The organism is Micromonospora sicca (assembly GCF_003172935.1).
Taxonomy (GTDB): domain Bacteria; phylum Actinomycetota; class Actinomycetes; order Mycobacteriales; family Micromonosporaceae; genus Micromonospora; species Micromonospora sicca.
Genome location: NZ_QGKS01000189.1, coordinates 1 through 26951, shown reverse-complemented (window position 1 = coordinate 26951; position 26951 = coordinate 1). Strand labels below are relative to the sequence as shown.

Below are 26951 nucleotides of genomic sequence, written 5' to 3'. Positions count from 1 at the left end.
GGCGGTGGTCAGTGCGGGGACGAATCTGGCGATCAGCGCGCTGATGGCGGTGCTGGTGCTCTACGCGCTGGAGGTGCTGCGGGTGCCGGCGGCCGGGTACGGGCTCTTCATGACGGCGGTGGTGCTGGGCGGGCTGGTCGGCGCGCTCGGGGCGGGGTGGATCGCCGCCCGGCTCGGTACGGTGCCCGCGCTCCGCGCGGTGCTGGCCGTGCAGACCGTCGCCCTGGCCGGCTTCGCGCTGGTCCGGCAGCCGGTGGCGGGCGGGTTCACGCTGGCCGTCTTCGCCGCCGGCAGCACCGTGTGGAACAGCCTCAGGGCCGCGTACGGCCAGGGTCGGGTCCCGCCCGAACTGCTCGGTCGGGTGGGCGCCGCGCAGCGGGTCGTCGCGCTGCTGACCGCACCGGTCGGGGCCGCGCTCGCCGGGCTGGCCGGCGCCGCGTACGGGGTGGCGCCGGTGGTCGGCGCGGCGGCGGCGGTCTTCGCGCTGGTCACGCTCGCGGCGTGGCGGGCGCCGAAGTCGGAGCGCGACGCCCGCCCCGCCGGGGTCGCCTAGGTGGGGCGGTGGTTCAGGCCGGAGAGCCGCAGGGCGAGCCGCTGCCGGGCCGGCGGCAGCGCGGAGACGGTGCGGAGCAGCACGTCGCGCAGGGGGCGACCGGCCGGGGGCACGGTGGCGAGCCGGGTGATCCGGTCGGCGAAGCCGACGACGTCCTCGGCGCGCGGCCGGCGCGCGGCGGCCCAGTCGTCGAGGAGCGCGTCCGGTCCGCCGTCGCGCACGTCGGCAAGGGTGCCGCCGAGGGCGACCGCGTCGCAGATGCCGAGGTTCATCCCCTGCCCGCCGGCGGGGCTGTGCACGTGCGCGGCGTCCCCGGCGAGCAGCACCGGCCCGGCCCGGAACGTGTCGGCGATCCGGTGGTGGACCCGGAACCGGGAGGCCCACAGCACCTCGGTCACCCGGTCCGGCCGGCGGGCCGGCCCCCGCTCGTCGAGCAGGGCCTGGAACCGCTCGGCGCCCGGGTCGGGCGGCGCGTCGGCCACCGCGGCGACCAGCCGGACCACGCCGCCCGGCAGCGGCGCCCAGACCAGCGGCCCCTGGCGGGCCAGGAAGAGGGCGACCTGGTCGCGGGGCAGGGCGCTGTCCACCCGGACGTCGGCGAGCAGGAACGACTCCCCCGGGCCGGCGGACCCGCCGAACCCGATCCCGGCCAGCTCGCGCACGGTGCTGCGCATGCCGTCGGCGCCGACCACCCAGCGGGCCCGGACCGTCGCGCCGTCCGCAAAGGCGACCGTCGCGCCGCCCTCGTCGGGGGTCAGGCCGGTCATCTCGTACGGCCGGAGGACCCGGCCGCCGAGCGCGGTGAGCCGTGCGGTGAGCACCGCTTCGGTCTCCGACTGGGAGACCATCAGCGCGTACGGGTAGCGGGACGGCAGCGTGCCGAAGGGGACGCTGAGCAGCACCCGGTCCCGGTCCCGCACGGTGAAGCGCGGCGCGGGCAGCCCGCGGGCCACCAGCGGCGCGGCGGCCCCGATCCGGTCCAGCTCTTCCAGGGTGTATGCGTGCACGACGGCGGCGCGGGAGGTGACCGGAGGTTGGGCCAGCCGGTCGACCACGGTCACGTCGACGCCGCGTCCGGCCAGGGTCGCGGCCACGGTCAGGCCGGTCGGTCCGGCCCCGACCACGAGGACGTCGGTGCGTTCGGGCAGCATGGCCCACCTCCATTGCCAACAAGTGTTTGCCAACACTTGTTGGCAACGTTAGACGTGGGCCGGTGTCGATGTCAACGCTTGTTGGCATACAGTCGTGGACATGACCGACGCCGCGCCTCGCGCCCGCCGCTCCGACGCCACCCGCGCCGCGATCCTCCGCGCGGCCCGCGAACGGTTCGCCGCCGACGGCTACGACCGGGCCACCATCCGGGCCATCGCCGCCGACGCCAACATCGACCCGTCCATGGTCATGCGCTACTACGGCAACAAGGAGGGGCTCTTCGCCGCGGCGGCCGAGTTCGACCTGCGCCTGCCCGAGCTGGCCGGCGTGCCCACCGGGCGGCTCGGCGAGGTGCTGGTCCGGCACTTCCTGGACCGGTGGGAGGGCGACGAGACCCTCGCCGCCCTGCTCCGGGCGGCCAGCACCAACCCGGGCGCGGCCGAACGGATGCGGGCCATCTTCGCCGACCAGCTCGGCGCGGCCGTGGCCCGGTTCGGCACCGACCCGGCAACCACCGCCCGCCGCGCCGGCCTGGTGGCCAGCCAGATCCTCGGACTCGCGTTCACCCGCTACATCGTCGGCCTGCCGCCGATGGTGGACGCGGAACCGGCCGAGCTGGTCGCCTGGGTCGCCCCGACCCTCCAGCGCTACCTGACCGGCCCGGTCCCGGGTACCCCCTGACCCAGCAGCCGGTCCGGCGCGAACGGCGACGGCCGTGGCCACCCGGGGTGACCACGGCCGTCGGCGGCGCGGAACGGATCAGCCGGTGATGCCGCCCGGCTGGTCGCCCTTCACGACAGGCGCCCGGACCAGGTTGCCCCACTCGGTCCACGAGCCGTCGTAGTTGCGGACCTGCGGGTAACCCAGCAGGTGGCGCAGCACGAACCAGGTGTGGCTGGACCGCTCCCCGATCCGGCAGTACGCCACCACGTCGTCCGACGGGCTCAGCCCGAGCTGGTCGGCGTAGATCGCCCGCAGCTCGTCGGCCGACTTGAAGGTGCCGTCGTCGTTCGCGGCGGACTTCCACGGCTTGCTCACCGCCCCCGGGATGTGCCCGCCGCGCAGCGCGCCCTCCTGCGGGTAGTCCGGCATGTGCAGCATCTCGCCGGTGTACTCACCGGGCGAGCGCACGTCGACCAGCGGACGACCGGCGGCGACGTGCGCCATCACCTGCTCGCGGAATGCCCGCAGCGGCGCGTCGTTCCGCACCGGCACCGGGTACTCGGCGCGCGGGCGGGTCACCTTCTCCCGGGTCAGCTCCCGCCCCTCGGCGATCCATTTCTGCCGGCCGCCGTCGAGCAGCCGCACGTCCGGGTGGCCGAAGAGGGAGAAGACCCAGAGGGCGTACGCGGCCCACCAGTTGAAGTTGTCGCCGTAGAAGACCACCGTGTCGTTCTGGCCGATGCCCTTGGCGGCGCAGAGCTCGGCGAAGCTCTTCGCGTCCAGGTAGTCCCGGGTCACCTGGTCGTTCAGCTCGGTATGCCAGTCGACCTTGACGGCGCCCGGGAGGTGACCGGTGTCGTAGAGCAGCACGTCCTCGTCGGACTCCACCACGACGAGTCCCTCGTCGCCCAGGTGTTCGGCCAGCCACTCCGTCGTGACCAGGCGCTGCGGGTCGGCGTACGACTGGAGGCGGGGATTCGGATCGCTCGGCACAGGCATGAGCCCCAAGGTACGCCCGATCCTTGGGCGGCGGCCGGTGATCGGAAATCGGGGGCAGCGGATGTGACCGGCCGCACCTGGCGGTCGCGGGACCCGCCGACCACAGAAGATGACCGCACGGCGGCAGACCGGGCCGCCCCGACCGGCGGTCAGGCGCGGCGGTGCACCAGCCGGCCCGCCACCACCGTAGCGATGCACGTCCCGTCGTCGGCGAAGGCGGCCAGGTCCGCCCGGCCGGTCGGGATCAGCGCCGGCGGCCGGGGTGAGTCCAGCACCGCGACCCCGTTGCGGACGGCCGCGGCGCGCAGCTCCGGGTCGGTCAGCTGCGCGGCGAGCACCGCGCCGACCCCGAGCCGGAACAGCGCGTGCACCCGTTCTCGCGGGGTGGGAGCGGGCGGCAGCGGCCCGTCGTGCACCAGCGCGGGCCCGAGGATGCCGTCCCATCGCCGCACCCGCACCTGCGGGTACGCGGCCACCAACTCGTCCAGCGGGCCGACCGCCTCGATCCGGTTGCCGACGATCAGCACCGCCCCGCCCGGCGTCGGCTCGTCGTCGAGCGTGTGCCGCAGCAGCGGGGCGGCGTGGATGGTCCGCACCTCAGTCGGTGAGCGGGCCGAGGACGGGGCGCTTCGGGGTGACGGTGTCGCCGGAGGAGCGGCCGGTCAACCGGCGCTTGATCCAGGGCGCCAGGTGCTGGCCGGCCCACCGCAGGTCGGCGGCGCGCGCGGCCAGCCACGGGGTCGGCGCCGGGTGCGGCGGCACCATCAGCCAGTCCTCGTCGCAGCCGACGCCGAGTGCGGTCAGCACCTGCCCGGCGACCCGCCGGTGCCCGGCCGCCGACAGGTGCAGCCGGTCGGTGCTCCACAGCATCGGGTTGAGGTAGGTGTCGTCGGCGTACAGGTCGACCAGGATCGCGCCGTGCCGCTCCGCGACCTCACCCACCACCCGGTTGAGCAGGGTCACCCGGGGCGCCACGAGGCGCTGGCCGGGCAGCCGGGCCATCACGTCGGCGAACCGGAAGAGGATCACGTCCGCCCCGCCGGAGCGCAGCTCGCCCACCACGTCGTCGAAGCGGGCGACGAACGAGTCCGGGTCGAAGGTCCGGCGCAGCACGTCGTTGCCGCCGGCCGCGAAGCTGATCAGGTCGGGCTTCATGGCCAGAGCGGCCGGCACCTGTTCGGCCACGACGCTCGGGAAGAGGCGGCCCCGGATCGCCAGGTTGGCGTACCCGAAGTCCGGGCCGGCCTCGGCGGCGAGCCGGGTGGCCACCAGGTCCGCCCAACCGCGGTAGGTGCCGTCCGGATACGCGTCGTCCATGCCCTCGGTGAAGCTGTCGCCCACCGCCACGAAACTGCGCCAGCGCACCTGTTGTGCCCTCCGGTTCCCGGGTTCCCATCGGTGTCGTCCAGTCTGGCACCGGAGGTGGCCGGCGGGCGCCCGCCGCGGACGGACGTGGCGTGGCCCACGCCGCCGGCGGTGACGCGGGGCAGAAAATCGGGCGCTCGGGCGGAAATAATGACGCCTCGATCCCAATCGGGGGCGGTCCCGAGTGGACGGCGGCCCCGATCCGTCGGACCCGAGCGAGGACGCCAGCCATGACCGAGGGACCGCCCTCCGTTCCCCCACCGGGACACCCCGGACCGTACGGCCCACCGCCCGCCCACCCGGCGCCGGCCGGCCCGTACGGCGCACCCGTGCCGTACGGGCCGCCGCCCTACCCGCCACCGGGGGCGTACGCTCCGCCGCCCGCACCGGGCCGGCGGTCCCGGCGCGGCCTCTGGATCGGGCTCGGCGCGGCGGTGCTGGCCCTGTTCCTGTGCGCGGCGGTCTCGCTCGTCGGGCTGAAGTCGTACCTCGACGAGCGGAACGACGCCTCGGCCGCCGCGCTCGACGACAGGTACAACCCGATCAGGCAGGAGAAGATCGAGGCGCTGCTGGCGGCGCACACCAAGGCCCTCGCGGAACGGAACGAGAAGACGTTCGTCGCGCCGTTCGATCCGACGACGAAGGGCCTGGTCGCGGAGCAGACCAGCCTGTACCGGAACCTGAGCGTGCTGCCGCTGGCCGACGTCCGCTTCGAGTACCTCACCAAGGGCGACTTCCGGCCGGTGGGCGGCGGGCACGAGGTCGACGTGACGGTGGCGTTCGTGCACCGCTTCGACGGCTTCGACCTCGGCCCCGTCGAGGAGTGGTACCGATGGACGATCGTCCAGACCGACAAGGACGCCCCGCTGAAGGTCACCCACGCGGGTGGCGTCCCGGCGGAGCGCAAGCGGGACGCGATCACCCACTACCCGGCCCCGTGGGACAAGTGGCGGAGCATCCACGTCGAGCGGACGCCGCACACGCTGCTGATCGTCGACTCGTCGTTGCGGGCGGAGGCGCAGCGGTACGCCCCGATCGCCGAGCAGGCCGCGGTGGCCGACCTGGCCGCCTGGCAGGCCGGCGGGGTGGGCGCCCCGGCGCCGTCGGGTTTCGTCATCTCCCTGGTAAAGGGTCGCGCCGAGCTGGGTTCCCTCTACCGGACCACGAAGGAGACGCCCACCGAGTCCGGGGTCGCGATCCCGGTGCCGCCGGAGGGTGTGCTCAACAGCGACGAGAAGGGCCCCGTGGTCGGGGCGACCCGGGTGGTGGTCGACGTCCGCGACGCGTACCACTTCACCAGGGGCACCCGGGAGCGGCAGCTGAACCTCTTCCGGCACGAGATCGGCCACGCCCTGGTCGGCAACCTCACCGCCCGCGCCCCGGGCTCGCATCTGCTCGCCGAGCGGGAGACGTGGCTGGTCGAGGGGTTCGCGGAGTACCTGGGCAACGGCCGGAAGCCCTGGCTGACCAGCGAGCGTACGGCGGACTCCCGGGCGGTGATCCGGGAGATCGGCCTGCCGTACTCGCTGCCGGGCAGGCTGACCTGGGACCAGGAGGGCCGGGTCGGCTACCACTACTGGCTGGGCCACTCGGCCATCGGCTACCTCGTCGAGCGGTACGGGGAGCAGAAGATGTTCCAGCTCGTGGCCGAGCACTACCGCAGCAGGAAGATCGGAGAGGTGACGCGGGACGTCCTCGGGGTGTCGTACGAGGAGTTCGAGAAGGGGTGGCTCGCCTACCTCAAGGCCAAGGTGCGCTGAGCGCGGGCAGGCGGTGGGGACACCTCCGGTGGCCCCACCGCCGCTCTGCGCCGTGGTGGATCGCTCAGGCCGCGTACGCCAGCAGCGTCAGGCCGCTCACGTCGGCCGGCTCCTCGACCGTGCCGAGCGACTTGAAGGTGCTGTCCAGGACGGTGATGCCGGTCGCCCGGCGGACGATCACCTTGCCGTCGGCGGTGAACATGATGCTGCGGATGTCGCCCCCGCCGGGCAGGTCGACCACCTTGCTGGTGGTGGTGTCGACCACCGCGAAGCTGCCGTCGTTACGGGACGGGTCGGTGTTCATCCAGCCGACCGCGACGTACCGGCCGTCCATCGACACGCTCCGGACCCGCCACCCGTCGTGGTGCGCGGCCTCGGCCTTCGGCGGGGTGTAGCGGTAGAAGTTCGGCCCGCTCTCGGTGGCGGCGTACGGCCTGCCCTCGGACACCGCGGCCCACCGGCGCCCGTTGGCGGACCACCACTTGAGGGTCTCGTTGCCCGCGTCGCCGTCGGCCGGCTTGTTGTCCGGCACGTCGATGAGCACCGGGTGGCCGTTCTGCTGGACCATCAGCAGGTCGTTGGTGTTCCAGACCAGCGGGTTGCTGCCGAGACAGTCGGCCTTCCCGGAGAAGGGCACCTTCCGCCCGACGGTCCGCTTCTGTGATCCGTCGACCCTCGACGTCACCAGGGTGCCGGCACTCTGGGAGACGCCGCCCTCCACCCAGGCCAGTCGCTCGCCGTACGGCGAGATGGTGATCGTGTTGCGGACGCAGTCGCCGGAGCCGAGCGGAATCCGGGCGGTCACCCGGTCGGCGTCACCCCGGACGGCGTGGATCACCGCCTCCCGGTCGGTCATCCCCAGGTAGTAGCGGGTGCCGGTGAGCGCGGCGGTCGAGGCGTCAGAGTTGCTGACCGGAGCCGCGGTGGTGATAGCGGACGGCGCGGCGGAGGCGGAGGCGGAGGCGGCCGGAGCGTTCCTGCCCTCGCCGCAGGCGCTCGGAGCCATCATCGCGAGCGCGGCGGCCGAGAGGGCCACGGCCCGGCGGAGGCTACGGAGAGGAGCGGTGCGGGCGGCGGGGGCGGAGACGAAAACGTTCACGGTTCCAGTCCTCGGATTCGGTGGTGCGACGGTGTGACACATTCCCAGACGTCGGCTTCTCGATGGCGGGTTGCCGCCTCCGAGAAAGAGTTTCGGCAGATGGCCGCGACCTGATCCAGCCACGGCACAGGCCCCCAGCACCAGCGTGCTGAGGGCCTGTGGGGATCGTGGTCAACGACTCAGGGCGCGTACGCCAGCAGCCACATGTTCCGGACGGGGGCGGTTTCGGCGACCGGGCCGAGCGACGTGAAGTTGGTGTCCAGGACGGTGATGCCGTTCGCCCGCTTCACGATCACCTTGTTGTCGACGGTGAACATGATGCTGCGGATCTCACCCTGGACCGGCAGGTCCACGACCTTGCTGGTGGTGGTGTCGACCACCGCGAAGCTGTCGTCGTGGCGGGACGGATCGGTGCCTACCCAACCGACCGAGACGTACCGGCCATCCAACGACACGCTGCGCACCTGCCAGCCGTCCCAGTGGGCGGCCTCGTCCTTCGGCGGCGTGTAGGTGTACTGCCGCGACTGCGTCTCGTCCGTCACGTACGGCTTGCCCTCCGACACCGCGGCCAGCCACCGGCCGTCGGCGGACCAGCAACGGTCGGTCTCCTGCCCTGGGTCACCGTTGACCCGCTTGTTGGCCGCCACGTCGAACAGCACCGACTGCCCGCTCTTCCGGCCCACCATCAGCAGGTCGCTACCCTTCCAGACCAGCGGCCGGGGGCCGAGGCAGTTGACGTCTTCCAGCAGCCTCGTCGCCCCCCGCTCTCCGATCGTGCCGGCCAGGAGCACGCCACTGGTGCCACCGTCGGTGCTGTCCTGCACCCAGGCCACCCGCTTGCCGTCCGGCGAGACGGTGAAGGTGTTGGCCTCGCAGCCGTAGGTAGCGAACGGGAGCTGGTGGACCACCTGGTCCGAGCTGCCCCGGACGGCGTGGATCCGGGCCTTGGTGGACGTGGTCTCCAGGTAGTACCGGGTGCCGGCGAGGACGGACGGCGGCTTCGCCGGCGAGTTGGTCGCCTCGGCGCTCGCCGAAGGCTCCGGGATCGGGGTGACCTCGACCGGAGGCGGGCTGACGCTGGTCGACGGGCCGGCGGGCTGCGGCGCGGGCCCCTGCCCGTTCGGCCGGATCGCCAGGGCGGTCCCGGTGGCGGCGGCGATCATCACCAGCGCGGCGGCCGAGGTGGCCACGGCCCGCTGGATGCCGAGCCGGCGGGAGGTACGCAGGGCCCGGTCCCGCAGGTCGACCGGGGTGACCTCGTCGGCCAGCCCGGCCAGGTCGAGCCGGAAACGGTCGTGGTTCATCGGGCGCTTCCTTCCAGGACGTACAGCTCGGCGAGTTCCGGGGCGACGGTGCGCAGCTTGGCCAGCGCCTTCGAGGTCTGGCTCTTGACGGTGCCGACGGTGACGCCGAGCAGGTCGGCGGCCTCGGCCTCGGTGCGGTCCTCGAAGAACCGCAGGACCAGCACGGCGCGCTGTTTGGCGGAGAGCTTCGCCAGCGCCGCCCGCAGGGTCAGCCGGAGGGTGGTCTGCTGGGCGTGGTCGGGGGCCGAGTCGCCTCCGCGCGGCTCGGGCAGGTCGCCCGGCATCGACTCGGGAACCCGACGCCGTCGCCACCAGGAGACCTGGAGGTGGTACATGATCTTGCGGGTGTACGCCTCGGCGTTGCCGCTGTCGTGCAGCCGGCTCCAGGACCGGTGGGTCCGGGCCAGCGCCGACTGGACGAGGTCCTCGGCCAGGTGCTGGTCGCCGGTGAGCAGGTAGGCCGAGCGCAGGAGCGCGGGGGTCCGGTGACGGACGAACGAGTCGAACTCACTCAGCAGAGGGTCCACACGAGCCGATCCTTGGGGTGAGGTGGTGCATCATCCTGACGCCCCTCCAGACGTCACCCTCAGCCGCGGTGGTTGCCGTGCCTCGATGAGAAGTTTCGGCCGATCACCGGTCGCCGGTCGGCGGGTCGACCAACCCTCTCCGGTACGGACCCCAGGCGACGAACCGCTCGAACAGCTCCCGCGGGGTGGGGCCGTCGTGCGGGTTCAGCCGGAACAGGTCGTGGGTCGCCTCGTGGTAGAGCCCGGACAGGTAGATGGCCAGGTCGACGGGGCTGGCGTCGTAGTCGACCTTGAGGAGCAGCCGGGCCTCGGCACACGGCCACGGCAGCCCGCAGGCCCGGCACACCCACAGCGGGCGGATCGGCAGGTGCGGCGGGTGGCCCGGCGGGTACGGCCGCGGCCGGTCCGGGTACGGCCCGAGGCGGGGCACCGGAAGCGGACCGGAGGGATCACCGGCACACGACGTTGTCGGTCCGGCACCGGAACGAGTGGAATGGGTTGCGCATCTCGACCTCCTTCAGCAGTACGGAGCCGGGGCCGCCCCTGCATCGGGGGATCACGGGCGGCCCCGCAGCGGGCCGGACGGAGGCGGCCCGCTACGTGACAGTCTGCTGAGGACGGAACTACGCTCGGAAGGCATCGACGCCGGCCGTGGCGAGGTCAGGTCGGCTGTGCCCTCGGCGCGGGAAAGCCGTGGAGACGCCGGGAGAATCGTGGAGGAAGCGTGGAAGGTGAGCCGACCGCGGAGCTGATCCGGGCACAGCTGCGCCGGCTGCGGATGAACGCTGAGCTGAGTCAGGAGGAGTTCGGGAAGCTGGTCCACTTCTCCGGCTCCCAGGTGTCCGCGGTCGAGCTGGGCCAACGGCCGCTCGACCGGTTCCTCCTCAAGCGGGCCGACGAGGTGCTGGGCACGGGCGGGCTGTTGACGTCCCTGCTCAAGCTGGCGGAACGGGACGGACAGCCGAGCTGGTTCCGGCCGTGGTTGGAAGCCGAGCGGCAAGCACAGCAGTTGCGCTGCTACCAGCCGAGCCTTGTGCCCGGCCTGCTCCAGACCGAGAACTACGCCCGAGCCATCATCCGCACCGACGCCATGCTCGGCGACGACGAGGTGGAGAAGCGGCTCGCGGTCCGGATGGACCGACAGTCAATCCTGACGCAGCCGAACCTGACGACGTTCGTGGCCGTGATGGATGAACTCGTCCTCAGGCGGGCTGACGAGAGCTTCCGAGGGCTCATGAGCCAGCAGATCGCGCACCTGATCGAGTGCGTCGAACGCTCGAAAGTCAGCGTGCACATCGTCCCTGCCGAGGTCAGCCTGCACGTCGGACTCGCGGGACCGTTCAGTCTTGCGCGGGGCTCGGATGGCGGATGGGTCGGCTACCTGGAGAACCAGCTCGGCGGCGCGGTGATCGACAAGGAGGACGATCTGGCAGTCCTTCTGTCCAGGTGGGAGAGTGTCCGAAGCGAGGCACTACCTCGCGGACGGTCGGTCGACCTGATGAAGGAAGTGATGACGTCATGGAGCTGATCGGCGCGATCTGGCGCAAGTCCACCCGCAGCGCTCAGAGCGAGTGCGTCGAGGTGGCCGACAACCTGCCTGGCGTCGTCGGCGTCCGCGACAGCAAGGACCCGACCGGCCCGGCCCTCACCTTCGCCCCCCATACCTGGCGCACCTTCATCGAGAACGCCAAGCGCCGCTGAGCCTCGGGGCGAGCGTGGTGATGTCCGCGGTGCGGCCTCGCCGGGTCAGACGATCCCGCCGTTGACCCGGATGACCTGGCCGTTGATCCAGCGGGCGGGTCCGGCCAGGAACGCCACCACGGTGGCGACATCGTCCGTGGTGCCCAGGCGCTCCAGCGGCGGCTGCGCGGCCATCCGGGCGATGGTCTCCTCGTCCTTGCCCTCGAGGAACAGGTCGGTGGCGGTGGGCCCGGGGGCGACAGCGTTGACGGTGATGTCCCGGCCGCGCAACTCCCGGGCCAGGACCCTGGTGAGCCCCTCGACGGCGCCCTTGCTGGCGATGTAGGCCGCGTAGGTGGGCAGGGCCAGTCCGAGCACGGAGGTGGAGAGGTTGATGATCGCCCCACCGGCGCGCAGCCGGCGGGCGGCCTGCTGGTCGACGACGAACGTGCCGCGCACGTTGACGCGCTGCATCCGGTCGAACGCGTCGAGGTCGAAGTCGGCCAAGGGGGCGAGGATCATGATGCCGGCGCTGTTCACCACCACGTCGACGCCACCGAACGTCTGCTCGGCGATTTCGAACATGGCGGCGACGGCGGTCTCGTCGGCGACGTCGGCCCGTACCGCGACCGCCCTGCCACCGGCGGTGGTGATGTCGGAGACGACCCGGTCGGCCTCGGCGGCGCTGCCGGCGTAGCCGACCACGACCGCGAACCCGTCGGCGGCGAGGCGTCGGGCGCTCTCGGCACCGATGCCTCGGGAACCGCCGGTGACGATCGCGACCCGGTCGGTGTGGGTGGTTGGCGTGGTCATGGGATCCTCCTGCCATCGCTGTCGTGTACGCTGTGTCCATATAATCAAGACGAAGACACGGTGTCCATATAAGGAGACGGCTGGTGTCCGAAGCCACACCAGGTGCCGCGGCAACGCCCCGACGCGGCCGGGGCCGCCGCCCCGCCGACCAGGTCCGCGCCGAGATCCTCACCGCCGCCGGAAACCTGCTGCTGGCGCAGGGCATGGCGGGCTTCACCATCGAGAAGGTGGCCGCCGAGGCCGGTGCCAGCCGCATGACGATCTACAAATGGTGGCCCTCCAGAGGCGCCCTCGCCCTCGACGGCTACTTCACCGTCGTCGGCCCGGCCCTCGCCTTCCCCGACACCGGCGACATAATCGTCGACCTGACCGACCAGCTCACCGCATTCGTCCGCCTCATGCGGGACACCCCCGCCGGGCGCGTGATCAGCCAACTCATCGCGCAGGCCCAGACCGACCCGGACCTGGCCACCGCGTACCGCGAGCGCTACTCCGGGCCCCGCCGCGCCCTCGCCGTCGAGGCCCTCACCAGAGCCGTGGCCCGCGGACAGCTACGTGCCGACATCGACCCTGAGTCCGTCGTCGACCAACTCTGGGGCGCCTGCTACCACCGCCTCCTCCTGCCCGACCAGCCCTTGACCGAGGACTTCGCCCGCACCCTGATCGACAACCTCATCCGCGGACTGCGCTGACCACCGGTGCACGGCCACGCACCCGACGAATTGGATCGCCCCTCCCATCGCGCCCGCCGTACGCTGCGGCAATGCTGCTGCGCATGTCGACCCTGCTGCTCCGGACCCTGCGCGAGGACCCGGCGGACGCAGAGGTGCCGAGCCACCGACTGCTGATCCGCGCCGGCTACGTCCGCCGGGCCGCGCCGGGCGGCTACACCTGGCTGCCGCTGGGCAAGCTGGTGCTGGACCGGATCACCGAGATCGTCCGCTCGGAGATGACCGCGATCGGTGACCAGGAGGTGCACTTCCCGGCACTGCTGCCGGCGGAGCCGTACCGGACCAGCGGGCGGTGGGCGGAGTACGGCGACGACATCTTCACCCTCGCCGACCGGAAGGGCGCGGAGCACCTGCTCGCCCCGACGCACGAGGAGCTGGCCGCGCTGCTGGTCAAGGACCTCTTCTCGTCGTACCGCGACTTCCCGGTGACGCTGTTCCAGATCCAGACGAAGTTCCGGGACGAGGCCCGGCCGCGGGCCGGCCTGCTGCGCGGGCGCGAGTTCCTGATGAAGGACGCGTACTCGTTCGACCTGGACGAGGCGGGTCTGCAAGCGGCGTACGACCGGCACCGCGACGCGTACCGAAGGGTCTTCGACCGGCTCGGGCTGGACTACACGGTGGTGCACGCGATGTCCGGGGCGATGGGCGGCTCGGCGTCGGAGGAGTTCCTGGCCGCCACACCCGTCGGCGAGGACACCTTCGTCGGCTGCACGGCCTGCGACTACGCCGCCAACACCGAGGCGGTGGTGACCCGCGCCCCGGCGACCGGTGACCCGGACGCGCACCCGGCGCTGGAGGTGCACGACACCCCGGAGACCCCGACGATCGCCTCGCTGGTCGAGCTGGCGAACGCGCGCGGCCTCGGCGGGCGGCGCGCCTGGACCGCCGCGGACACCCTGAAGAACGTGGTGCTGACCGTGCGCCGGCCCGGCACCGAGGAGTCCGAGCTGCTGGTGATCGGGCTGCCCGGCGACCGGGAGGTGGACCTCAAGCGGGTCGAGGCGGCGCTGCATCCGGCCACGGTCGCGGTCTTCGACGACTGGGCGGCCCACCCCGAGCTGGTCCGCGGCTACATCGGGCCGCAGATCCTGGAGAAGCTCGGCGTCCGCTACCTGGTCGACCCCCGGGTGGTCACCGGCACCACCTGGCTGACCGGGGCGAACGAGCCGGGCCGGCACGCGGTCGACGTGGTCTGCGGTCGGGACTTCACCCCGGCGGGCACGATCGAGGCGGCCGAGGTGCGCGCGGGCGACGCCTGCCCGGCGTGCGAGGTCGGCGAGCTGACCATCCGCCGGGGCATCGAGATCGGGCACATCTTCCAGCTCGGCCGGCGGTTCACCGACGCGTTCGCCGTCGACGTGCTCGGGCCGGCGGGCAAGCCGGTCCGGCCGACCATGGGCTGCTACGGCATCGGGGTGTCCCGGGCGGTGGCGGCGGTCGCCGAGCAGCACCACGACGAGCGGGGTCTGGTGTGGCCCGCCGCGGTCGCGCCGTGCGACGTACACCTGGTGGCGGCCGGGAAGGGGCCGCAGCTCGACGCGGCACTCGACCTCGGCGGACGCCTGGCCGCCGCCGGCCTGCGGGTGCTGGTCGACGACCGGACGCACGTCTCGGCCGGGGTGAAGTTCACCGACGCCGAGCTGATCGGCATCCCGCGCGCCGTCGTGGTCGGCCGCCGGCTCGCCGACGGGTACGTCGAGCTGCGCGACCGGGCCGCCGGCGAGCGGGTCGAGCTGCCGCTGGACGGTCTGGTCGAGCGGCTCGTCGTCGAGGTGCGCGCGGCGCGCCGCGACGGGGTGTAGCGGACGCGCCACCGGGTACCGCTGCGGGATCGACCGAGGTTTGCGGAGGGCTCTCATGTACCGGGTCAGCGACGTGATGACGAAGCAGGTGGTCTACCTCCCGGCGGAGACCATGCTGGACGAGGCGGCCAGGGTGATGAAGGAGGCGGACATCGGCGACGTGGTGGTCACCGACGGGGCCACCCTCGCCGGCATGCTGACCGACCGAGACATCGTGGTGCGGGCGGTGGCCGAACGCGCCGACCCGGGGACCACCACCATCGGCTCGATCATCACCCGCGAGGTGGTGATGATCGAGCAGCACTCCACCGCGAGCGAGGCGGCCGCGCTGATGCGCGAGCGCAACATCCGGCGGGTGCTGGTCTGCGACAACGACCGCAAGCTGGTCGGCATCGTCTCGCTGGGCGACCTGGCCATGCAGCTCGACCCGAACTCCGCCCTCAGCGACATCAGCGAGGCCGCCCCGAACATGTGACCCGGTCGACGCGGCGCCCTCCGCCGACCCGGGTGGGCGCCGCGGCGACGGCGGTAGCCTGACGGGATGCCCGAGATGCCGACCAAGCTGGCCGAGATCGTCGACGAGTTCGCCGCCGCGCCCCGCGACCTGGTCCTGGAGATGCTGCTCGAGTACGCCGACGTCATCCCGCCCCTGCCCGCGGAGATCGACCGGGCGGGCATGGAGCAGGTCCCCGAGTGCCAGACGGCGTTCTTCCTGCGCGCCCAGGTCCAGCCGGACGGGACGGTGCTCACCTGGTTCGACTGCCCGCCGGAGGCGCCGACCACCCGCGCCTTCGCCGGCATCCTCGCCGAGGGGCTGGCCGGGGCGAACGCCGAGCAGGTGCTGGCCGTGCCGGACGACCTCTACCAGCGGATGGGGCTGGCCCAGGCGATCAGCCCGCTGCGGGTGCGCGGCGGGACCGCGATCCTGGCCCGGCTCAAGCGCCAGGTCCGGGAACAAGCCGGCTGAGCTGGGCGTTCACCCCGTTCATGGAGATCGAAATCTACGCCGACGTGGTCTGCCCCTGGTGCTGGATCGGCAAGCGCCGGCTGGAGCAGGCCCTCGAGTCGTACGACGGTGAGGTGACCGTCCGGTACCGGCCGTTCCAGCTGGACCCGACGCCGGTCACCGAGCCGAAGCCGCTGGTCGAGGCGATGGGCGCGAAGTTCGGCGGCCGGGAGCGGGCCGAGGCGATGTTCGCCCAGGTGTCGCAGGTCGCGGCCGGCGTCGGCCTGGACATGCGCTTCGACCGGGCGGTGCACTCCAACACCTTCGAGGCGCACCGGCTGATCCGGTTCGCCACCGAGCGCGGTCGCGCGGCCGAGATGATTGACGCGCTCTACCGGGCGCACTTCACCGACGGGATCGACGTCGGTTCGAAGGACGCGCTGGTCAAGCTCGCCGCCGAGGTCGGCCTGGACGAGGCCGAGACCCGGGAGTACCTGGACTCGAACGTCGGCCGGCGCGAGGTCGCCGCCGACCTGGCCGCCGCCCACCAGCTCGGGGTGACCAGCGTGCCGACCTTCGTGCTGGCCGGGAAGTACGCCGTCACCGGCGCGCAGGAGCCGGAGACGCTGCTCGCCGCCCTCCGCGAGGTCGACCAGCGGGAGTCGGCGGCCTGACGACGTGGACATCCGGTGTCGACCGACACCGGACGTTCATCGATGATCGTGATGTTTCACGTGCAACCGCATCGACGCCCGCGATGATCTAGGCCGGCCTGGCCAGCCCGTCCACCACCGTCGCCCCCGGCAACGCGCCGAGCGCCGGCCCGGGCAGCGCGATCTTGCTGTGCCGTACGCCGGACCCGATGATCACGTGCGGGGTGGCGATCACCCGCGAGTCGACCAGGATCGGCCACTGCTCCGGCAGGCCGATCGGCGTGATGCCGCCGTACTCCATGCCGGTCAGCTCCACCGCGTCGGCCATCGGCGCGAAGCTGGCCTTGCGCACGTTCAGCGTCCGGCGGACCACCCCGTTCACGTCGGCCCGGGTGGTGGCGAGCACGATGCAGGCGGCGTACCGGATCTCGCCCTCCCGCTTGCCGGCGATCACCACACAGTTGGCCGACACGTCGAGCCCCACCTCGTACGCCGCGCAGAACGCGGCCGTGTCGGCCAGTTCGGCGTCGATCGGCGCGACCAGCACGTCGTCCACGTCGACCGGTGCCTCGGCCGGCCACCGCTCGATCGCGGCGGCCACCGGCGGTGCCAGCAGGTCCAGCCGGGCGCGGGCCGGCTCGGTCTTCAGCGTCCCCATCACGGATGCGATCCTCGCACCCGCGCCCCGGTTGCGCTCGGTAGACCCTGCCCGCGGCTCGGCCGAGGTCAGCTGCCGGTGAGGAAGGCGTTCTCGCGGGCGAAGGTCCGGTCCTGGAACGAGGCGAGCTCCTCCGCCCGGGCCGCCTGGATGCGGTGCGCTTCGACGTCCTCGATCCCGTGCCGGACACCCAGCCGGATCACGCCGTAGAGGAAGACGAAACCGAACACGTAGAGGATCACCGTGGTGACGAAAACGAGCATGCGGCCACGCTAAAGCGAAGGTGAATCGCCGACGCTTTCATCTCCGCCCGGTTCCCCCGTACGTGTCAGCGAGATGATCCGCCCAGGTCCGGGTGCCGGTCGGGGTCGCTGCGGTGGTCAGCCCGCCGGACCGCAGCGCCCGGCCCAGCCGCCCCGGAATCCGTACCGGCAGCAGCGGCCGGCGGGAGTTCCGGGCCGCCCGCCAGGCGCGTGCCGCCTCGTCGAACCGGAGCACCTGCGGCCCGGCGAACTCCTCGACCGCGTACGACGGACCGGCCGCGAGCCGCGCGGCGAGCCGGGCCGCCACCTCGCCCGGGTCGACCGGCTGGGCGAGCACCGCCCGGTCCCCGATCGTCGGGCCGAACCGGCTGGCGGACCGCAGCAGCTCGTCCAGGAACTCCGAGAACTGGGTCGCCCGCAGGATGCTCCACGGCACCGCACCGGCCCGGACCACCTCCTCCGCGGCCAGCTTGTGGCGGTAGTAGCCGAATGGCACCCGGTCGATCCCCACGATCGAGACGTGCACCAGATGCCGTACGCCGGCGGACCCGGTCGCGACGACCAGTCGCCGGGTGCCGAGCACGTCGACGTCGTGGGTACGACCACCGCCCGGCGCGGAGGCCAGATGCAGCACCGCCTCGACGCCGCCGACCGCCCCGGTCAGCCCCTCCCCGGTCGCGAGGTCCGCCACCACCCACTCCACCCGGGGGTCGTCGCGCCGGTGCCGGCTCATCGCCCGCACCGCGAAACCCTCGCCGAGCAGCGTCGGCAGCACCACCCGCCCGAGCCGGCCGCTCGCCCCGGTGACCAGAACCCTCATGAACCGCCCCCTGTCTCACCCGGACTGACGAGCCGGCATCCCCATTCGTGACGGCACCACCACCCGGCCCGCGAGCAGCACGCCGAGCAGCCCGCAGCCGGCCGCCACCGCGAGCGTCGCCGCGTACCCGGCCGGACCGGGCGCCGGGCCGACAGCCAGCACCGCGCCGGTCAGCGCCAGCACGGTGGCGGCGAACAACGAGTCGCCCAATTGCAGCGAGGAGCTGTTCCGGCCCTGCTCACCCGAGGCGGAGAGGGCCAGGGTGAGCACCGACAGGGACGGGTAGAGCAACCCCATCCCGAGCCCGGCCGTGGCCCAGCCGAGCACCGCGAACGGCACCGGCACGGCCGGCACGACGGTCAGCGCCACGACGGCCGTACCGGCGGTGACGCAGCCCAGCCCGGCCCGGGGCAGCGTGGCGGCGGAGCGCGGAGTACGCAACCGCCCCTGGAGCCAGGAGCCGGCCGACCAGGAGACCGCCCCACGGTGAGCACCAGACCCGCCGCGGTCGGGGCGAACCCGCGCTCCCGGGAGAGCATCAACGGGATCACCACCTCCGCCCCGGCGAACGCCGCCGAGGCGAGGCCACGCAGCCCGATCACCGTCGGCAGCCCCCGCCGGGCCCGCAGGAAACCCGCCGGCAGCAGCCGCGGCGCGCAGCCGAGCAACCCGACCAGGGCCACCCCCACCAGGCCGACCGCGAGCGCGCCGCGCTGCTGCCCCCCGTAGTGCAGCAGTTCGGCGCTCGCCCCCGCCCCGCAGGCCCAGCCGATCCGGGCCGCCGCGCCCGCGGGCGGCCGGACCGGCGCCGTCGCGCCGAGCGCCCGCAGCCCGGGCTGGATCAGCAGCACCGCCGGCACCGCGACCGCCGGCACCGCCAGGAAGACCCACCGCCAGCCGAGGTGCTCGACGATCAGGCCGGCCAACGCCGGACCGACCAGCGACGGGACGACCCAGGCCGCCGCGAACGCGGCGAACACCCGCCGCCGCAACTCCTCCGGGTACGCCTGACCCACGATCACGTAGAGCGCCACCGACAGCAGGCCCGAGCCGAAGCCCTGCACCACCCGGCCGACGACCAGCACCCCCATCGCCGACGCGCTCCCGGCGACCAGCAGCCCCACCACGAACCAGGCCACCCCGTGCCACATCGGCGCCCGGGGTCCCCGCGCGTCGCACCAGATGCCGGAGACCACCATCGCGACCACGCCGGAGGCGAACGGGCCACCGAAGGCGAGCGCGTACAGGGCCAGCCCGTCCAGGCTGCGGGCGACCGTCGGCATGGCGGTGCCGACGGCCAGCGCCTCGAACGCCAGCAGGGACACCAGGGCGATGCTGCCCACGGTCATCGCCCGCAGGCGCGGGGCGTACAGGTGCTCGGGCGGGGCGGCCGGAGCGGCGGTGGCGGTCACCGGCGGGCCGCGCGGGGTGTGGTCGGCATGCCCTCAGCCTCGGCCCTCAACCCGGGTTGAGGTCAACCGTGAGCCCCGTCTCGTCAGGCCGACTCCAGCGCCTCGCCCACCCCCTTCACCAGCCCGGACATGTGCTGGTCGGCCAGCAGGTGCCCGGCGGTGATCACCAGGGCCAACGGCCACTCGATGACCTGCAGCGCGGCCAGCACCCCGAGCCCGGCGTAGTAGGCGACCTTGTCCGGCGGCGGCACCGCCACCTCGCCGAGCATCGGGATCTCCACCCGCCGGCCGTACGTGCGGAGCGTCTCGTGTCCCCCACTGAGGTTGCGCGTCAGCGTGCTCATCCCGACCTCCCCGGTTCGCCCCACCATCGACGTCCGAACCGGCATTCCACCGGCGACCCGGTCCATGCCCCCGCCCGGCAGGGAAACTTCCCCTGCTCGCAGGGCATAACGGACTCTCCGTCGGGAAGCCAGGCCGCCGGGACGAGGCGCGGGAGGCGAGATGGCGTACGGCGAGCGCGGCAGCGGCACCGGGGAGCAGGGCCGGCGACTCGGCCGTACCGCTCGATGACGTCGCTGGGCCGGGTCGCCGGCCGGCTCCTGCCGCCGGTCGGCGTGCCGGAAGCCGTCGCGCACGCGGTCCGTACCGTCGCCGCCGCCGTGCCGGACGCGGCCCGGGCCGCCACCTCCGCCGTGCCCGGCGGCGCGGCCGTGCGGGACCTGGCCGGGCGGACACCCGTGCCGGCGGCCGTCGCCGACACCGCACGCGGCGTGGGCGACGTCGCGGCGCGGCTGGCCCGGGTGGCCGGGCTGACCCGCCGCCGGGTGTGGTCCCGGGACGGCCGGCACCACATCGAGGTGCACGGCGTCTGCCAGGACGGCGGAGACCGGCTGGCCCGCCAGGTCGAGCAGACGTTGGAGCGGATGCCCGGGGTGGCCTGGGCCCGGGTGAACGCCCCCTCCGGCCGGGTGGTGGTGGCCGTCGAGGAGCCGAAGCCGCAGCTGCGCGACCTGATCACCACGATCGCCCGGACCGAGCGGGTCTGCCCGCACGAACCCGACCCTGAGGTCGCGCCTCCGCAACCGCCCGAGGAGGGGCCGCGCACCCCCCGCACCCTCGGCGCGCTGGCCTCCGACGCGCTCGGCCTGACCATCTCGGCGGCCACCCGGATCCTGCCGTTCACACCGGTCCCCGGCGAGGTCGCCGGCTTCCTCACCGCAGTCGACCTGCACCCGAAACTGCACGCCCTCGCCGACCGGGGCCTGCGCGCGGACCCCCGCGCCCAACTGCTCTTCCCGCTCGCCGAGGCGGTGGCCCAGGGGCTCGCCGGCGGCTGGACCGGGATCGTGCTGGACGGCGTGCAGCGGGTGGTGCAGTGGGGTGAGGCCCGCGCCCAGCTCGCCGCCTGGTCGAAGGCCGAGCCGAGGCTGACGGGCGACCCGGAGCGGGCGGTCGCCCGGGTACCCGCCGGCGAACGCCCCTGTCCGACGCCGCCGGGGCCGGCCGAGCGGTACGTGACCCGGTCGCTCGCCGCGGGCGCCGCCGCCGGCGCGGTCGCGGTCCCGGTGGCCGGCCCGAAGCGGGCCGCCGCGCTGGCGCTGTCCGCGCTGCCCAAGGCCCCGGGGAGCGGCCGCGAAGGATATGCGGCGCAGCTCGGCCGGATGCTGGCCCGGCGCGGTGTGATCGTCATGGACCGCAGCGTGCTGCGGGAACTCGACCGGATCGACACGGTGGTGCTGGACGCGGCGGTCCTCGGCTCGGACCGGGGCGTGCTGGCCGACCTGGCGCCGCTGCCCGGGGCGGACACCGGTCAGGTCGCCGCACGGGCCTTCGCACTCTTCGACCCGGAGGCCCCCGACGGGCTGCGGGAGGCCGACGGGTGGCGGCTCGGGCCACTGGACCGGATCGACGCCGACGACCCCGGCGACACCCCGGACAGCCGCCGGCTCCGGGAGGACGGGGGCACCCTGCTCGGTCTCGCCCAGGGGGACACCCTCGCCGCGGTGCTGCGGGTGGAACCCGCACCGGCACCCGGCGTCGACGCCCTCCCCACCGCCGCCCGCCAGGCCGGACTGCGGCTGGTGGTGGGCGGTGACGACGACGGCCGGTACGACTTCGCCGACGCCGTGCTGCCCGGCGGCCCGCGACTCACCCAGTCGGTACGCGCCCTGCAACGCGACGGCGCGGTGGTCATGCTGGTCTCCGGCGACCGCTCGGCGCTCGGTGCCGCCGACTGCGGCCTGGGCGTCGCCGACCCGGACGACCTCCCGCCGTGGGGCGCCCACCTGCTGGTCGGCGTCGACCTGCGGATCCCCGCGCTGCTGATCGAGGCGACCGGAGTGGCCCGCCGGATGACCGGGCAGAACATCCGGATCGGGATGGCCGGCAGTGGCCTCGGCGCGCTGGGCGCGTTCACCGCCGACCCGCAGCAGCTCCCCGGCCGGGCCCTGGCCGCGGTGAACGGCGCCGCCGCGCTCGCCTTCGCGCACGGCGTGTGGCGGGCCCGGCGGCTGCCGGACCGCACCCGCCGGTCCGTGCCGCCGGTGACCGCCTGGCACCTGATGCCGGTGGAGACCGTGCTGCGACAGCTCGACACCGGTCCGGACGGGCTCAGCACGGCCGAGGCGGCCCGCCGGCGCGATGGCGTCACCGGCGAGGCCGCCGGACCGTCCGGGCTGCTCCGGGTGTTCGTCGACGAGCTGGCCAACCCGCTCACCCCGGTGCTCGCCGCCGGGGCGGTGCTCTCCGCCGCGTTCGGCTCGCTGGTCGACGCCGCCCTGGTCGGCGGGGTGGTGGGCGGGTCGGCGCTGATCGGCGCGGTGCACCAGCGCAACACCGAACGCTCCCTGGCCGAGCTGCTGACCCGCGCGGCGGTGACCGCGCGGGTCCTCCGCGACGGTGCGGAGCAGGTGGTCGCCGCGGAGGACCTGGCGCCCGGCGACGTGGTCACGGTCGGCCCCGGCGACGCGATCCCCGCCGACTGCCGGCTGCTCACCGCCGACGGGCTGGAGGCCGACGAGTCGTCGCTGACCGGAGAGTCGCTGCCGGTCGGCAAGACCCCGGACCCGGTGGTGGCCGCCGCCGTCGCCGACCGGCGGTCGATGCTGTACGAGGGCACCACCGTCGCCGCCGGGCACGGCACCGCCGTGGTCGTGGCGACCGGGGAGGAGACCGAGGCGGGCCGCAGCCTCGCCCTGGCCCGCCAGGCACCCCCGGCCAGCGGCGTGGAGACCCGGCTGGGCAGGCTCACCAGTGCCGCGCTGCCGCTCGCCGCCGGGTCGGCGATCGCGGTGGCCGGGGCGGGGCTGCTCCGGGGCGTACCGCTGGCGGAGACGGCGGCCACCGCCGCGAACCTGGCCGTCGCCTCGGTGCCGGAGGGGTTGCCGTTCCTGGTCAGCGCCGCGCAGCTGGCCGCCGCCCGCCGGCTCGCCGAGCACGGCGCGCTGGTCCGCAACCCGCGCACCATCGAGGCGCTGGGCCGGGTCGACGTGCTCTGCTTCGACAAGACCGGCACGCTCACCGAGGGGAAACTGCTGCTCGCCGGGGTGGGCGACGGCGGTGGCCGGCACGCCCCGCCGGACCGGCTGGACGAGCCGCTCAAGCTGACCCTGGCCACCGCGCTGCGCGCCACCCCCGCCGCGCCCGAACCGGACGAGCTGCCCCAGCAGACCGACCGGGCGGTACGCCGCGGCGCGGACACCGCCGGGGTGACGGAACGGACCGGCGCGGCGGAGTGGGAGGCGGTGGGCGGGCTGCCGTTCGAGCCGTCCCGGGGCTACCACGCCACGGTCGGACGGACCGAAGGCCGGCTGCTGCTGAGCGTGAAGGGCGCCCCCGAGACGGTGCTGCCGCGCTGCGCGGCCCGGCGTACCGCCGCTGGGGACGAGCCGTTGGACGAGGCGGGCCGGGCGGAGCTGCACGGGATGCTCGCCGAACGGGCCGGGGCCGGGCACCGGGTCCTCGCCGTCGGCGAGTGCGCGGTCGGCACGGAGACGGTGACCGACGAGCAGGTCGAGGGGCTGGTCTTCGTCGGCTTCCTGGCGCTCGCCGACGGCGTCCGGGAGAGCGCCGCGCCCGCCGTGCGGCGGATCCGGCAGGCCGGCGTGCACACCATCATGATCACCGGGGACCATCCGGCCACCGCCGAGGCGATCGCATCGATCATCAGTCCCGACAACGGCGAGCAGCGCGTGGTCACCGCGACCGAGCTGGACCGGCTCGACGACAAGGCCCTGGCCGAGCGGCTCACCAACACCGACGTTGTCGCCCGCTGCACCCCCGCCCACAAGGTACGCATCATCCAGGCTTTGCAGCGGCACGGCCGGACGGTGGCGATGACCGGGGACGGCGCCAACGACGCGCCGGCGATCCGGCTGGCCGACGTGGGCATCGCCCTCGGCCAGCGCGGCACCCCGGCGGCCCGCGCCGCGGCCGACCTGGTGGTCACCGACGACCGGCTGGAGACCATCATCGCCACCCTGGTCGAGGGGCGGGCGATGTGGTCCTCGGTCCGCCACGCGCTGAGCATCCTGGTCGGCGGCAACCTGGGCGAGATCGGGTTCAGCGTGCTGACCGCCGCGTCGACCGGCCGGTCCGCGCTGACCGGCCGACAACTGCTCCTGGTCAACCTGCTCACCGACCTGGCGCCGGCGCTGGCCATCGCGGTCCGGCCGCCCGCCGCCGACGGGGCCGAAGACCTGCTGCGCGAGGGTCCGGACACCTCGCTGGGCGAGACGATGACCCGGGAGATCGGGCTGCGGGCCACCGCCACCACGCTGGGCGCGACCGCCGGCTGGACGTTGGCCCGGTACACCGGCCGACGTCGGCGGGCCGGCACGGTCGCCCTGGCCTCCCTGGTCGGCACCCAGCTCGGGCAGACGGTGCTGGCCGGCGGCACCAGCCCCGCGGTACTGGCGTCCACCGCCACGTCGATCGGCGTGCTGGTCGCCGTGGTGCAGACGCCCGGGGTCAGCCAGTTCTTCGGCTGCACCCCGCTCGGCCCGGTGGGCTGGTCCATCGCCGCCGGCTCCGCGCTCGGCGCCACCGTCGCCAACGGCGCCCTGACCCGGCTCGTCGACCGCCTCCCGCAGCCCGGCGTCCGACCGTCGGCCGAGCCGCATGCCCGCACCGATGGCGGGTAGGACCCGACCATGGCGAGCGACCAGCCCGAGGTGACGTTCATCGGCACCGCCACCACCCTGCTCCGGATCGGGGGTTTCACCCTGCTCACCGACCCGAACTTCCTGCACCGGGGACAGCGGGCGTACCTGGGTCGGGGGCTGTGGTCGAAGCGGAGCACGGAGCCCGCGCTGACCATCCCCGAACTGCCCACCCTGGACGCGGTGGTCCTGTCCCACCTGCACGGCGACCACTTCGACCGGGTGGCCCGCCGCGGGCTGGACCCGTCGCTGCCGATCGTCACCACGCCGCAGGCGGAACAGAAGCTGCGCCGCTGGGGGTTCGGGGCGGCGCAGGGCCTGCCCACCTGGGACTCGTACGAGCTGCACCACGGCGACGCCACGCTGCGGCTGACCTCGCTGCCCGGGCAGCACGGGCCCGGCGTGCTGGACCGGCTGCTGCCCGACGTGATGGGCACGATGATCGACCTGGTACGCGGCGGGTCGCCGGAGTTCCGGCTCTACGTCACCGGGGACACGCTGAGCCGCCCGCAGCTCGCCCGGATCCCCGAGCGGTACCCGGACATCGACGCCATGCTGATCCACCTCGGCGGCACCAGGATCGCCGGCATCCTGCTCACCATGGACGCCCAGCAGGGTGCCGACGTGGTGGAGCTGATCCGCCCGAAGCTGACCGTGCCGATCCACTACGACGACTACCCGGTGTTCCGCTCGCCGCTGCGCAACTTCATCGCGGAGGCCCGCCGCCGCGGCTTCATCCGGCAGGTCCGGACCATCCTGCGCGGCGAGACCGCACCGCTGACCCCACCGGCCTGAGGGCGACCGGAAGCGGATCGCCGCCCGCCCCGGCGTGGGCCGGAGGGGCGGCGACGGGTGTGCGGCGGCCGGTCAGGAGCGCTCGGAGATGGCCTCGATGAGGTCGCCCACCGGGCGTTCCGGCAGCGACCGGGCCACGTCGGCGACGGCGATGATCCCGACGAGCTCGTGCCCGTCGATCACCGGCAGCCGGCGCACCTTGTGCTTGCCCATGGTCCGCAGGATCTCGGCCGCGTCGTCGTCCGCGCCGATCGTCACCGCCTCGCCCTGGGCCAGCTCACCGGCGGTCACTCTGCCCGGGTCGCGGCCCTCGGCGAGCACCTTCACCACGATGTCCCGGTCGGTCAACATGCCCTTGAGCCGGTTGTCGTCGCCGCAGATCGGCAGCGAGCCGACGCCGAGCTCCGCCATCCGGCGGGCGGCGGCCTTGAGGTCGTCCTGCTCCCGGACACAGGTCACGTCACTGGTCATGATCTCGCGTGCGGTCGGCATGGGGATCACACCTCACTTTCGGGGGGTTGTTGCCTGTTCTCCTACCCCGACGGCCCCGATGCATTCCGACACCGTCCAACGGGAGACCTGACCCGTCCGACCACCCCGATTCCAGCCGGCGCACCACCGGCCGCCCCGTGTAACGACGACCGCGGCTGGAAACAGTGACGTGGTGCTGAGACGTCTGCTGGATGGCCGCTACCTGCCCGAGGAGCTGCTGGGCACCGGCGGCATGGGCGAGGTGTGGCGGGGGCGGGACCTGCGGCTGGACCGGCCGGTGGCGATCAAGGTGCTCACCGAGGCCGGCCTCGACGAGCCGATGGCCGCCGAACGCTTCGACCGCGAGGCCCGCGCGGCGGCCCGGCTGACCCACCCCCACATCGTCGCCGTGTACGACTTCGGCACCGAGGCGGACGACTCCTACCTGGTGATGGAGCTGGTGGAGGGGCGGACCGTGGCGGCGCTGATCGCCGACGGCCCGCTCCCCGTCGAACAGGCGGTGTCGATCGCGATGCAGGCCTGCGACGGAATCGCCGCCGCGCACGTGGCCGGGGTGGTGCACCGGGACGTCAAGCCCGGCAACCTGATCGTCACTCCGTCCGGCACGGTGAAGATCTGCGACTTCGGCATCGCCCGGCTCCCGCCGGCGGGCGGGCAGAACACCCTCACCGGTCCGGCGACGAAGCTGGGGACCAGCTCGTACATGTCACCGGAGCAGGCGCTCGGCCGGCCGGTCGACCCCCGTACCGACCTCTACAGCCTGGGCTGCACGCTCTACGCGATGCTCGCCGGCGTCCCGCCGTTCTCCGGGGACCCGCTCAGCGTCCTGCACCAGCACGTCAACGAGCCGCCCCCGCCGCTGCGCACGCGCCGGCCCGACGTACCGGTCGACCTGGATGCCCTGGCGTCCGAGCTGCTCGCCAAGGACCCGGCCGACCGGCCCACCGACGCCACCACGGTCCGGGGCCGGCTCGCGGCCCTGCTGGCCTCGTCCGATGCCGCGACGGCGGCCGCCGCGCCGGTCACCGTGGCAGCCGGCCCGCCCGCTCCCGCCGGCGCCGATCGGAGCCCGGACGGTCGCGAGGTGGCAGGTCGAGGCCCGGCCGCTCCGGCCCAGGAGGTCGCACCCGCTCCACCGGCACGCGGCCCCGGCACCGGGCGGGTGCCGACCCGACGCCGGCGTGTCCTCCTGCTGGTGGCGGCCGCCGTGCTGGGCGTCGCGCTGCTCGCCCTGGCCGCCGTCACACTGCTGACCCCGGACACCGACCCGTCCGTCGCCGAACCCGCCGTGCCGCCCGCCCC

At 74.0% G+C, this 26951-nt stretch carries 28 protein-coding genes and 1 pseudogene; 13 read left to right on the top strand and 16 right to left on the bottom strand.

The annotated features are described in order from the left end of the window. A pseudogene (locus DKT69_RS11825) lies at positions 1-553 on the top strand (MFS transporter); the annotation flags it as partial. Here the strand turns inward: DKT69_RS11825 and DKT69_RS11820 are convergent. Further along, entirely contained in the window at positions 550-1704 is a 1155-nt protein-coding gene (locus tag DKT69_RS11820) for an FAD-dependent oxidoreductase (RefSeq protein ID WP_109801615.1), read from the bottom strand. The pseudogene DKT69_RS11825 and the gene DKT69_RS11820 overlap by 4 nt on opposite strands. 100 nt (positions 1705-1804) lie before the next feature. Here DKT69_RS11820 and DKT69_RS11815 point away from each other — a divergent pair, with 100 nt between their 5' ends. Continuing rightward, positions 1805-2386 carry a TetR/AcrR family transcriptional regulator gene (locus DKT69_RS11815; RefSeq protein WP_201749597.1) on the top strand — a complete coding sequence of 194 codons (582 nt, stop codon included), beginning with the start codon at positions 1805-1807 and terminating at the stop codon, positions 2384-2386. A gap of 78 nt (positions 2387-2464) precedes the next feature. Here DKT69_RS11815 and DKT69_RS11810 read toward each other — a convergent pair whose 3' ends face one another. From DKT69_RS11810 to DKT69_RS11800, 3 genes are all read right to left on the bottom strand, one after another. Then, positions 2465-3367 (bottom strand): sulfurtransferase, encoded by a 903-nt coding sequence (locus DKT69_RS11810; protein WP_109801613.1) that lies wholly within the window; start codon positions 3365-3367, stop codon positions 2465-2467. A gap of 149 nt (positions 3368-3516) precedes the next feature. Then, the gene (locus tag DKT69_RS11805; protein WP_109801612.1) at positions 3517-3963 is read right to left on the bottom strand and encodes an imidazolonepropionase-like domain-containing protein; all 447 of its coding nucleotides are present in this window, start codon (positions 3961-3963) and stop codon (positions 3517-3519) included. Position 3964: 1 nt separating this feature from the next. Beyond that, the gene (locus DKT69_RS11800) at positions 3965-4732 is read right to left on the bottom strand and encodes an SGNH/GDSL hydrolase family protein (RefSeq protein WP_109801611.1); all 768 of its coding nucleotides are present in this window, start codon (positions 4730-4732) and stop codon (positions 3965-3967) included. A 230-nt stretch (positions 4733-4962) separates the two neighbouring features. On the opposite strand from DKT69_RS11800, the gene DKT69_RS11795 reads away from it, so the two are divergent. Further along, positions 4963-6492, top strand: a complete 1530-nt coding sequence (locus tag DKT69_RS11795; protein ID WP_146231050.1) for a gluzincin family metallopeptidase — start codon at positions 4963-4965, stop codon at positions 6490-6492. Positions 6493-6556: 64 nt separating this feature from the next. Here DKT69_RS11795 and DKT69_RS11790 read toward each other — a convergent pair whose 3' ends face one another. The 4 genes from DKT69_RS11790 to DKT69_RS11775 form a co-directional block, all read right to left on the bottom strand. Beyond that, a complete protein-coding gene (locus DKT69_RS11790) occupies positions 6557-7591 on the bottom strand; it encodes a hypothetical protein (RefSeq protein WP_201749596.1) in 1035 nt (344 codons plus the stop codon). A gap of 179 nt (positions 7592-7770) precedes the next feature. Then, on the bottom strand, positions 7771-8895 hold the full coding sequence (locus tag DKT69_RS11785) for a TolB-like translocation protein (RefSeq protein WP_109801609.1): 1125 nt from the start codon (positions 8893-8895) through the stop codon (positions 7771-7773). Next, a complete protein-coding gene (locus DKT69_RS11780) occupies positions 8892-9422 on the bottom strand; it encodes a SigE family RNA polymerase sigma factor (RefSeq protein WP_109801608.1) in 531 nt (176 codons plus the stop codon). Before DKT69_RS11780 ends, DKT69_RS11785 begins: the two co-directional genes overlap by 4 nt. 103 nt (positions 9423-9525) lie before the next feature. Then, the gene (locus tag DKT69_RS11775) at positions 9526-9852 is read right to left on the bottom strand and encodes a hypothetical protein (RefSeq protein WP_109801607.1); all 327 of its coding nucleotides are present in this window, start codon (positions 9850-9852) and stop codon (positions 9526-9528) included. Positions 9853-10146: 294 nt separating this feature from the next. Here DKT69_RS11775 and DKT69_RS11770 point away from each other — a divergent pair, with 294 nt between their 5' ends. Continuing rightward, a complete protein-coding gene (locus DKT69_RS11770; protein WP_109801606.1) occupies positions 10147-10950 on the top strand; it encodes a helix-turn-helix domain-containing protein in 804 nt (267 codons plus the stop codon). Beyond that, positions 10941-11123 carry a DUF397 domain-containing protein gene (locus tag DKT69_RS11765; RefSeq protein WP_109801605.1) on the top strand — a complete coding sequence of 61 codons (183 nt, stop codon included), beginning with the start codon at positions 10941-10943 and terminating at the stop codon, positions 11121-11123. The genes DKT69_RS11770 and DKT69_RS11765 overlap by 10 nt, the downstream gene beginning before the upstream one ends. Before the next feature lie 45 nt (positions 11124-11168). Here the strand turns inward: DKT69_RS11765 and DKT69_RS11760 are convergent, their stop codons facing one another. Further along, positions 11169-11915, bottom strand: a complete 747-nt coding sequence (locus DKT69_RS11760) for an SDR family oxidoreductase (protein WP_109801604.1) — start codon at positions 11913-11915, stop codon at positions 11169-11171. A gap of 83 nt (positions 11916-11998) precedes the next feature. Here DKT69_RS11760 and DKT69_RS11755 point away from each other — a divergent pair, with 83 nt between their 5' ends. The 5 genes from DKT69_RS11755 to DKT69_RS11735 all read left to right on the top strand — a co-directional run bounded on the left by DKT69_RS11755 (position 11999) and on the right by DKT69_RS11735 (position 16068). Continuing rightward, positions 11999-12607 (top strand): TetR/AcrR family transcriptional regulator, encoded by a 609-nt coding sequence (locus tag DKT69_RS11755; protein ID WP_236647727.1) that lies wholly within the window; start codon positions 11999-12001, stop codon positions 12605-12607. Between the two features lie 71 nt (positions 12608-12678). After that, positions 12679-14448, top strand: a complete 1770-nt coding sequence (locus DKT69_RS11750; RefSeq protein ID WP_109801603.1) for a proline--tRNA ligase — start codon at positions 12679-12681, stop codon at positions 14446-14448. A gap of 55 nt (positions 14449-14503) precedes the next feature. Next, entirely contained in the window at positions 14504-14923 is a 420-nt protein-coding gene (locus DKT69_RS11745; RefSeq protein ID WP_109801602.1) for a CBS domain-containing protein, read from the top strand. 66 nt (positions 14924-14989) lie between these two features. Continuing rightward, positions 14990-15415 carry a SufE family protein gene (locus DKT69_RS11740; RefSeq protein WP_109801601.1) on the top strand — a complete coding sequence of 142 codons (426 nt, stop codon included), beginning with the start codon at positions 14990-14992 and terminating at the stop codon, positions 15413-15415. 20 nt (positions 15416-15435) lie between these two features. Then, a complete protein-coding gene (locus DKT69_RS11735; RefSeq protein WP_109801600.1) occupies positions 15436-16068 on the top strand; it encodes a DsbA family oxidoreductase in 633 nt (210 codons plus the stop codon). Between the two features lie 88 nt (positions 16069-16156). On the opposite strand, the gene DKT69_RS11730 is transcribed toward DKT69_RS11735, so the two are convergent. From DKT69_RS11730 to DKT69_RS11710, 6 genes are all read right to left on the bottom strand, one after another. Then, positions 16157-16705, bottom strand: a complete 549-nt coding sequence (locus DKT69_RS11730; protein ID WP_109801599.1) for a YbaK/EbsC family protein — start codon at positions 16703-16705, stop codon at positions 16157-16159. A 68-nt stretch (positions 16706-16773) separates the two neighbouring features. Beyond that, positions 16774-16968 (bottom strand): hypothetical protein, encoded by a 195-nt coding sequence (locus DKT69_RS11725; RefSeq protein WP_109801598.1) that lies wholly within the window; start codon positions 16966-16968, stop codon positions 16774-16776. Positions 16969-17005: 37 nt separating this feature from the next. Beyond that, positions 17006-17788, bottom strand: coding sequence for an SDR family oxidoreductase (locus DKT69_RS11720; protein ID WP_109801597.1), 783 nt, complete (start codon positions 17786-17788; stop codon positions 17006-17008). A 15-nt stretch (positions 17789-17803) separates the two neighbouring features. Next, a complete protein-coding gene (locus DKT69_RS39685) occupies positions 17804-18157 on the bottom strand; it encodes a hypothetical protein (RefSeq protein WP_236647716.1) in 354 nt (117 codons plus the stop codon). Continuing rightward, positions 18148-19200: an MFS transporter gene (locus DKT69_RS11715; RefSeq protein ID WP_236647714.1), complete on the bottom strand. Its 1053-nt coding sequence runs from the start codon at positions 19198-19200 to the stop codon at positions 18148-18150. The genes DKT69_RS39685 and DKT69_RS11715 overlap by 10 nt, the downstream gene beginning before the upstream one ends. Before the next feature lie 83 nt (positions 19201-19283). Next, positions 19284-19589, bottom strand: a complete 306-nt coding sequence (locus DKT69_RS11710) for a hypothetical protein (protein WP_109801616.1) — start codon at positions 19587-19589, stop codon at positions 19284-19286. A 180-nt stretch (positions 19590-19769) separates the two neighbouring features. Here DKT69_RS11710 and DKT69_RS11705 point away from each other — a divergent pair, with 180 nt between their 5' ends. Then, the gene (locus DKT69_RS11705; protein WP_109801596.1) at positions 19770-24344 is read left to right on the top strand and encodes an HAD-IC family P-type ATPase; all 4575 of its coding nucleotides are present in this window, start codon (positions 19770-19772) and stop codon (positions 24342-24344) included. Positions 24345-24353: 9 nt separating this feature from the next. After that, positions 24354-25157 (top strand): MBL fold metallo-hydrolase, encoded by an 804-nt coding sequence (locus tag DKT69_RS11700; protein ID WP_109801595.1) that lies wholly within the window; start codon positions 24354-24356, stop codon positions 25155-25157. Positions 25158-25229: 72 nt separating this feature from the next. Here DKT69_RS11700 and DKT69_RS11695 read toward each other — a convergent pair whose 3' ends face one another. Continuing rightward, the gene (locus DKT69_RS11695) at positions 25230-25649 is read right to left on the bottom strand and encodes a CBS domain-containing protein (RefSeq protein WP_109801594.1); all 420 of its coding nucleotides are present in this window, start codon (positions 25647-25649) and stop codon (positions 25230-25232) included. Positions 25650-25821: 172 nt separating this feature from the next. Here DKT69_RS11695 and DKT69_RS11690 point away from each other — a divergent pair. Continuing rightward, on the top strand, positions 25822-26951 hold a 1130-nt coding region (locus DKT69_RS11690; RefSeq protein WP_146231049.1), incomplete at its 3' end, for a serine/threonine-protein kinase.

Coding starts and splice junctions, on each gene's coding strand:
- DKT69_RS11820 (WP_109801615.1), bottom strand. CDS start 1,704: ATGCTGCCCGAACGCACCGACGTCCTCGTGGTCGGGGCCGGACCGACC.
- DKT69_RS11815 (WP_201749597.1), top strand. CDS start 1,805: ATGACCGACGCCGCGCCTCGCGCCCGCCGCTCCGACGCCACCCGCGCC.
- DKT69_RS11810 (WP_109801613.1), bottom strand. CDS start 3,367: ATGCCTGTGCCGAGCGATCCGAATCCCCGCCTCCAGTCGTACGCCGAC.
- DKT69_RS11795 (WP_146231050.1), top strand. CDS start 4,963: ATGACCGAGGGACCGCCCTCCGTTCCCCCACCGGGACACCCCGGACCG.
- DKT69_RS11785 (WP_109801609.1), bottom strand. CDS start 8,895: ATGAACCACGACCGTTTCCGGCTCGACCTGGCCGGGCTGGCCGACGAG.
- DKT69_RS11765 (WP_109801605.1), top strand. CDS start 10,941: ATGGAGCTGATCGGCGCGATCTGGCGCAAGTCCACCCGCAGCGCTCAG.
- DKT69_RS11760 (WP_109801604.1), bottom strand. CDS start 11,915: ATGACCACGCCAACCACCCACACCGACCGGGTCGCGATCGTCACCGGC.
- DKT69_RS11750 (WP_109801603.1), top strand. CDS start 12,679: ATGCTGCTGCGCATGTCGACCCTGCTGCTCCGGACCCTGCGCGAGGAC.
- DKT69_RS11745 (WP_109801602.1), top strand. CDS start 14,504: ATGTACCGGGTCAGCGACGTGATGACGAAGCAGGTGGTCTACCTCCCG.
- DKT69_RS11740 (WP_109801601.1), top strand. CDS start 14,990: ATGCCCGAGATGCCGACCAAGCTGGCCGAGATCGTCGACGAGTTCGCC.
- DKT69_RS11735 (WP_109801600.1), top strand. CDS start 15,436: ATGGAGATCGAAATCTACGCCGACGTGGTCTGCCCCTGGTGCTGGATC.
- DKT69_RS11730 (WP_109801599.1), bottom strand. CDS start 16,705: ATGGGGACGCTGAAGACCGAGCCGGCCCGCGCCCGGCTGGACCTGCTG.
- DKT69_RS11725 (WP_109801598.1), bottom strand. CDS start 16,968: ATGCTCGTTTTCGTCACCACGGTGATCCTCTACGTGTTCGGTTTCGTC.
- DKT69_RS11720 (WP_109801597.1), bottom strand. CDS start 17,788: ATGAGGGTTCTGGTCACCGGGGCGAGCGGCCGGCTCGGGCGGGTGGTG.
- DKT69_RS11710 (WP_109801616.1), bottom strand. CDS start 19,589: ATGCCGGTTCGGACGTCGATGGTGGGGCGAACCGGGGAGGTCGGGATG.
- DKT69_RS11705 (WP_109801596.1), top strand. CDS start 19,770: ATGACGTCGCTGGGCCGGGTCGCCGGCCGGCTCCTGCCGCCGGTCGGC.
- DKT69_RS11700 (WP_109801595.1), top strand. CDS start 24,354: ATGGCGAGCGACCAGCCCGAGGTGACGTTCATCGGCACCGCCACCACC.
- DKT69_RS11695 (WP_109801594.1), bottom strand. CDS start 25,649: ATGCCGACCGCACGCGAGATCATGACCAGTGACGTGACCTGTGTCCGG.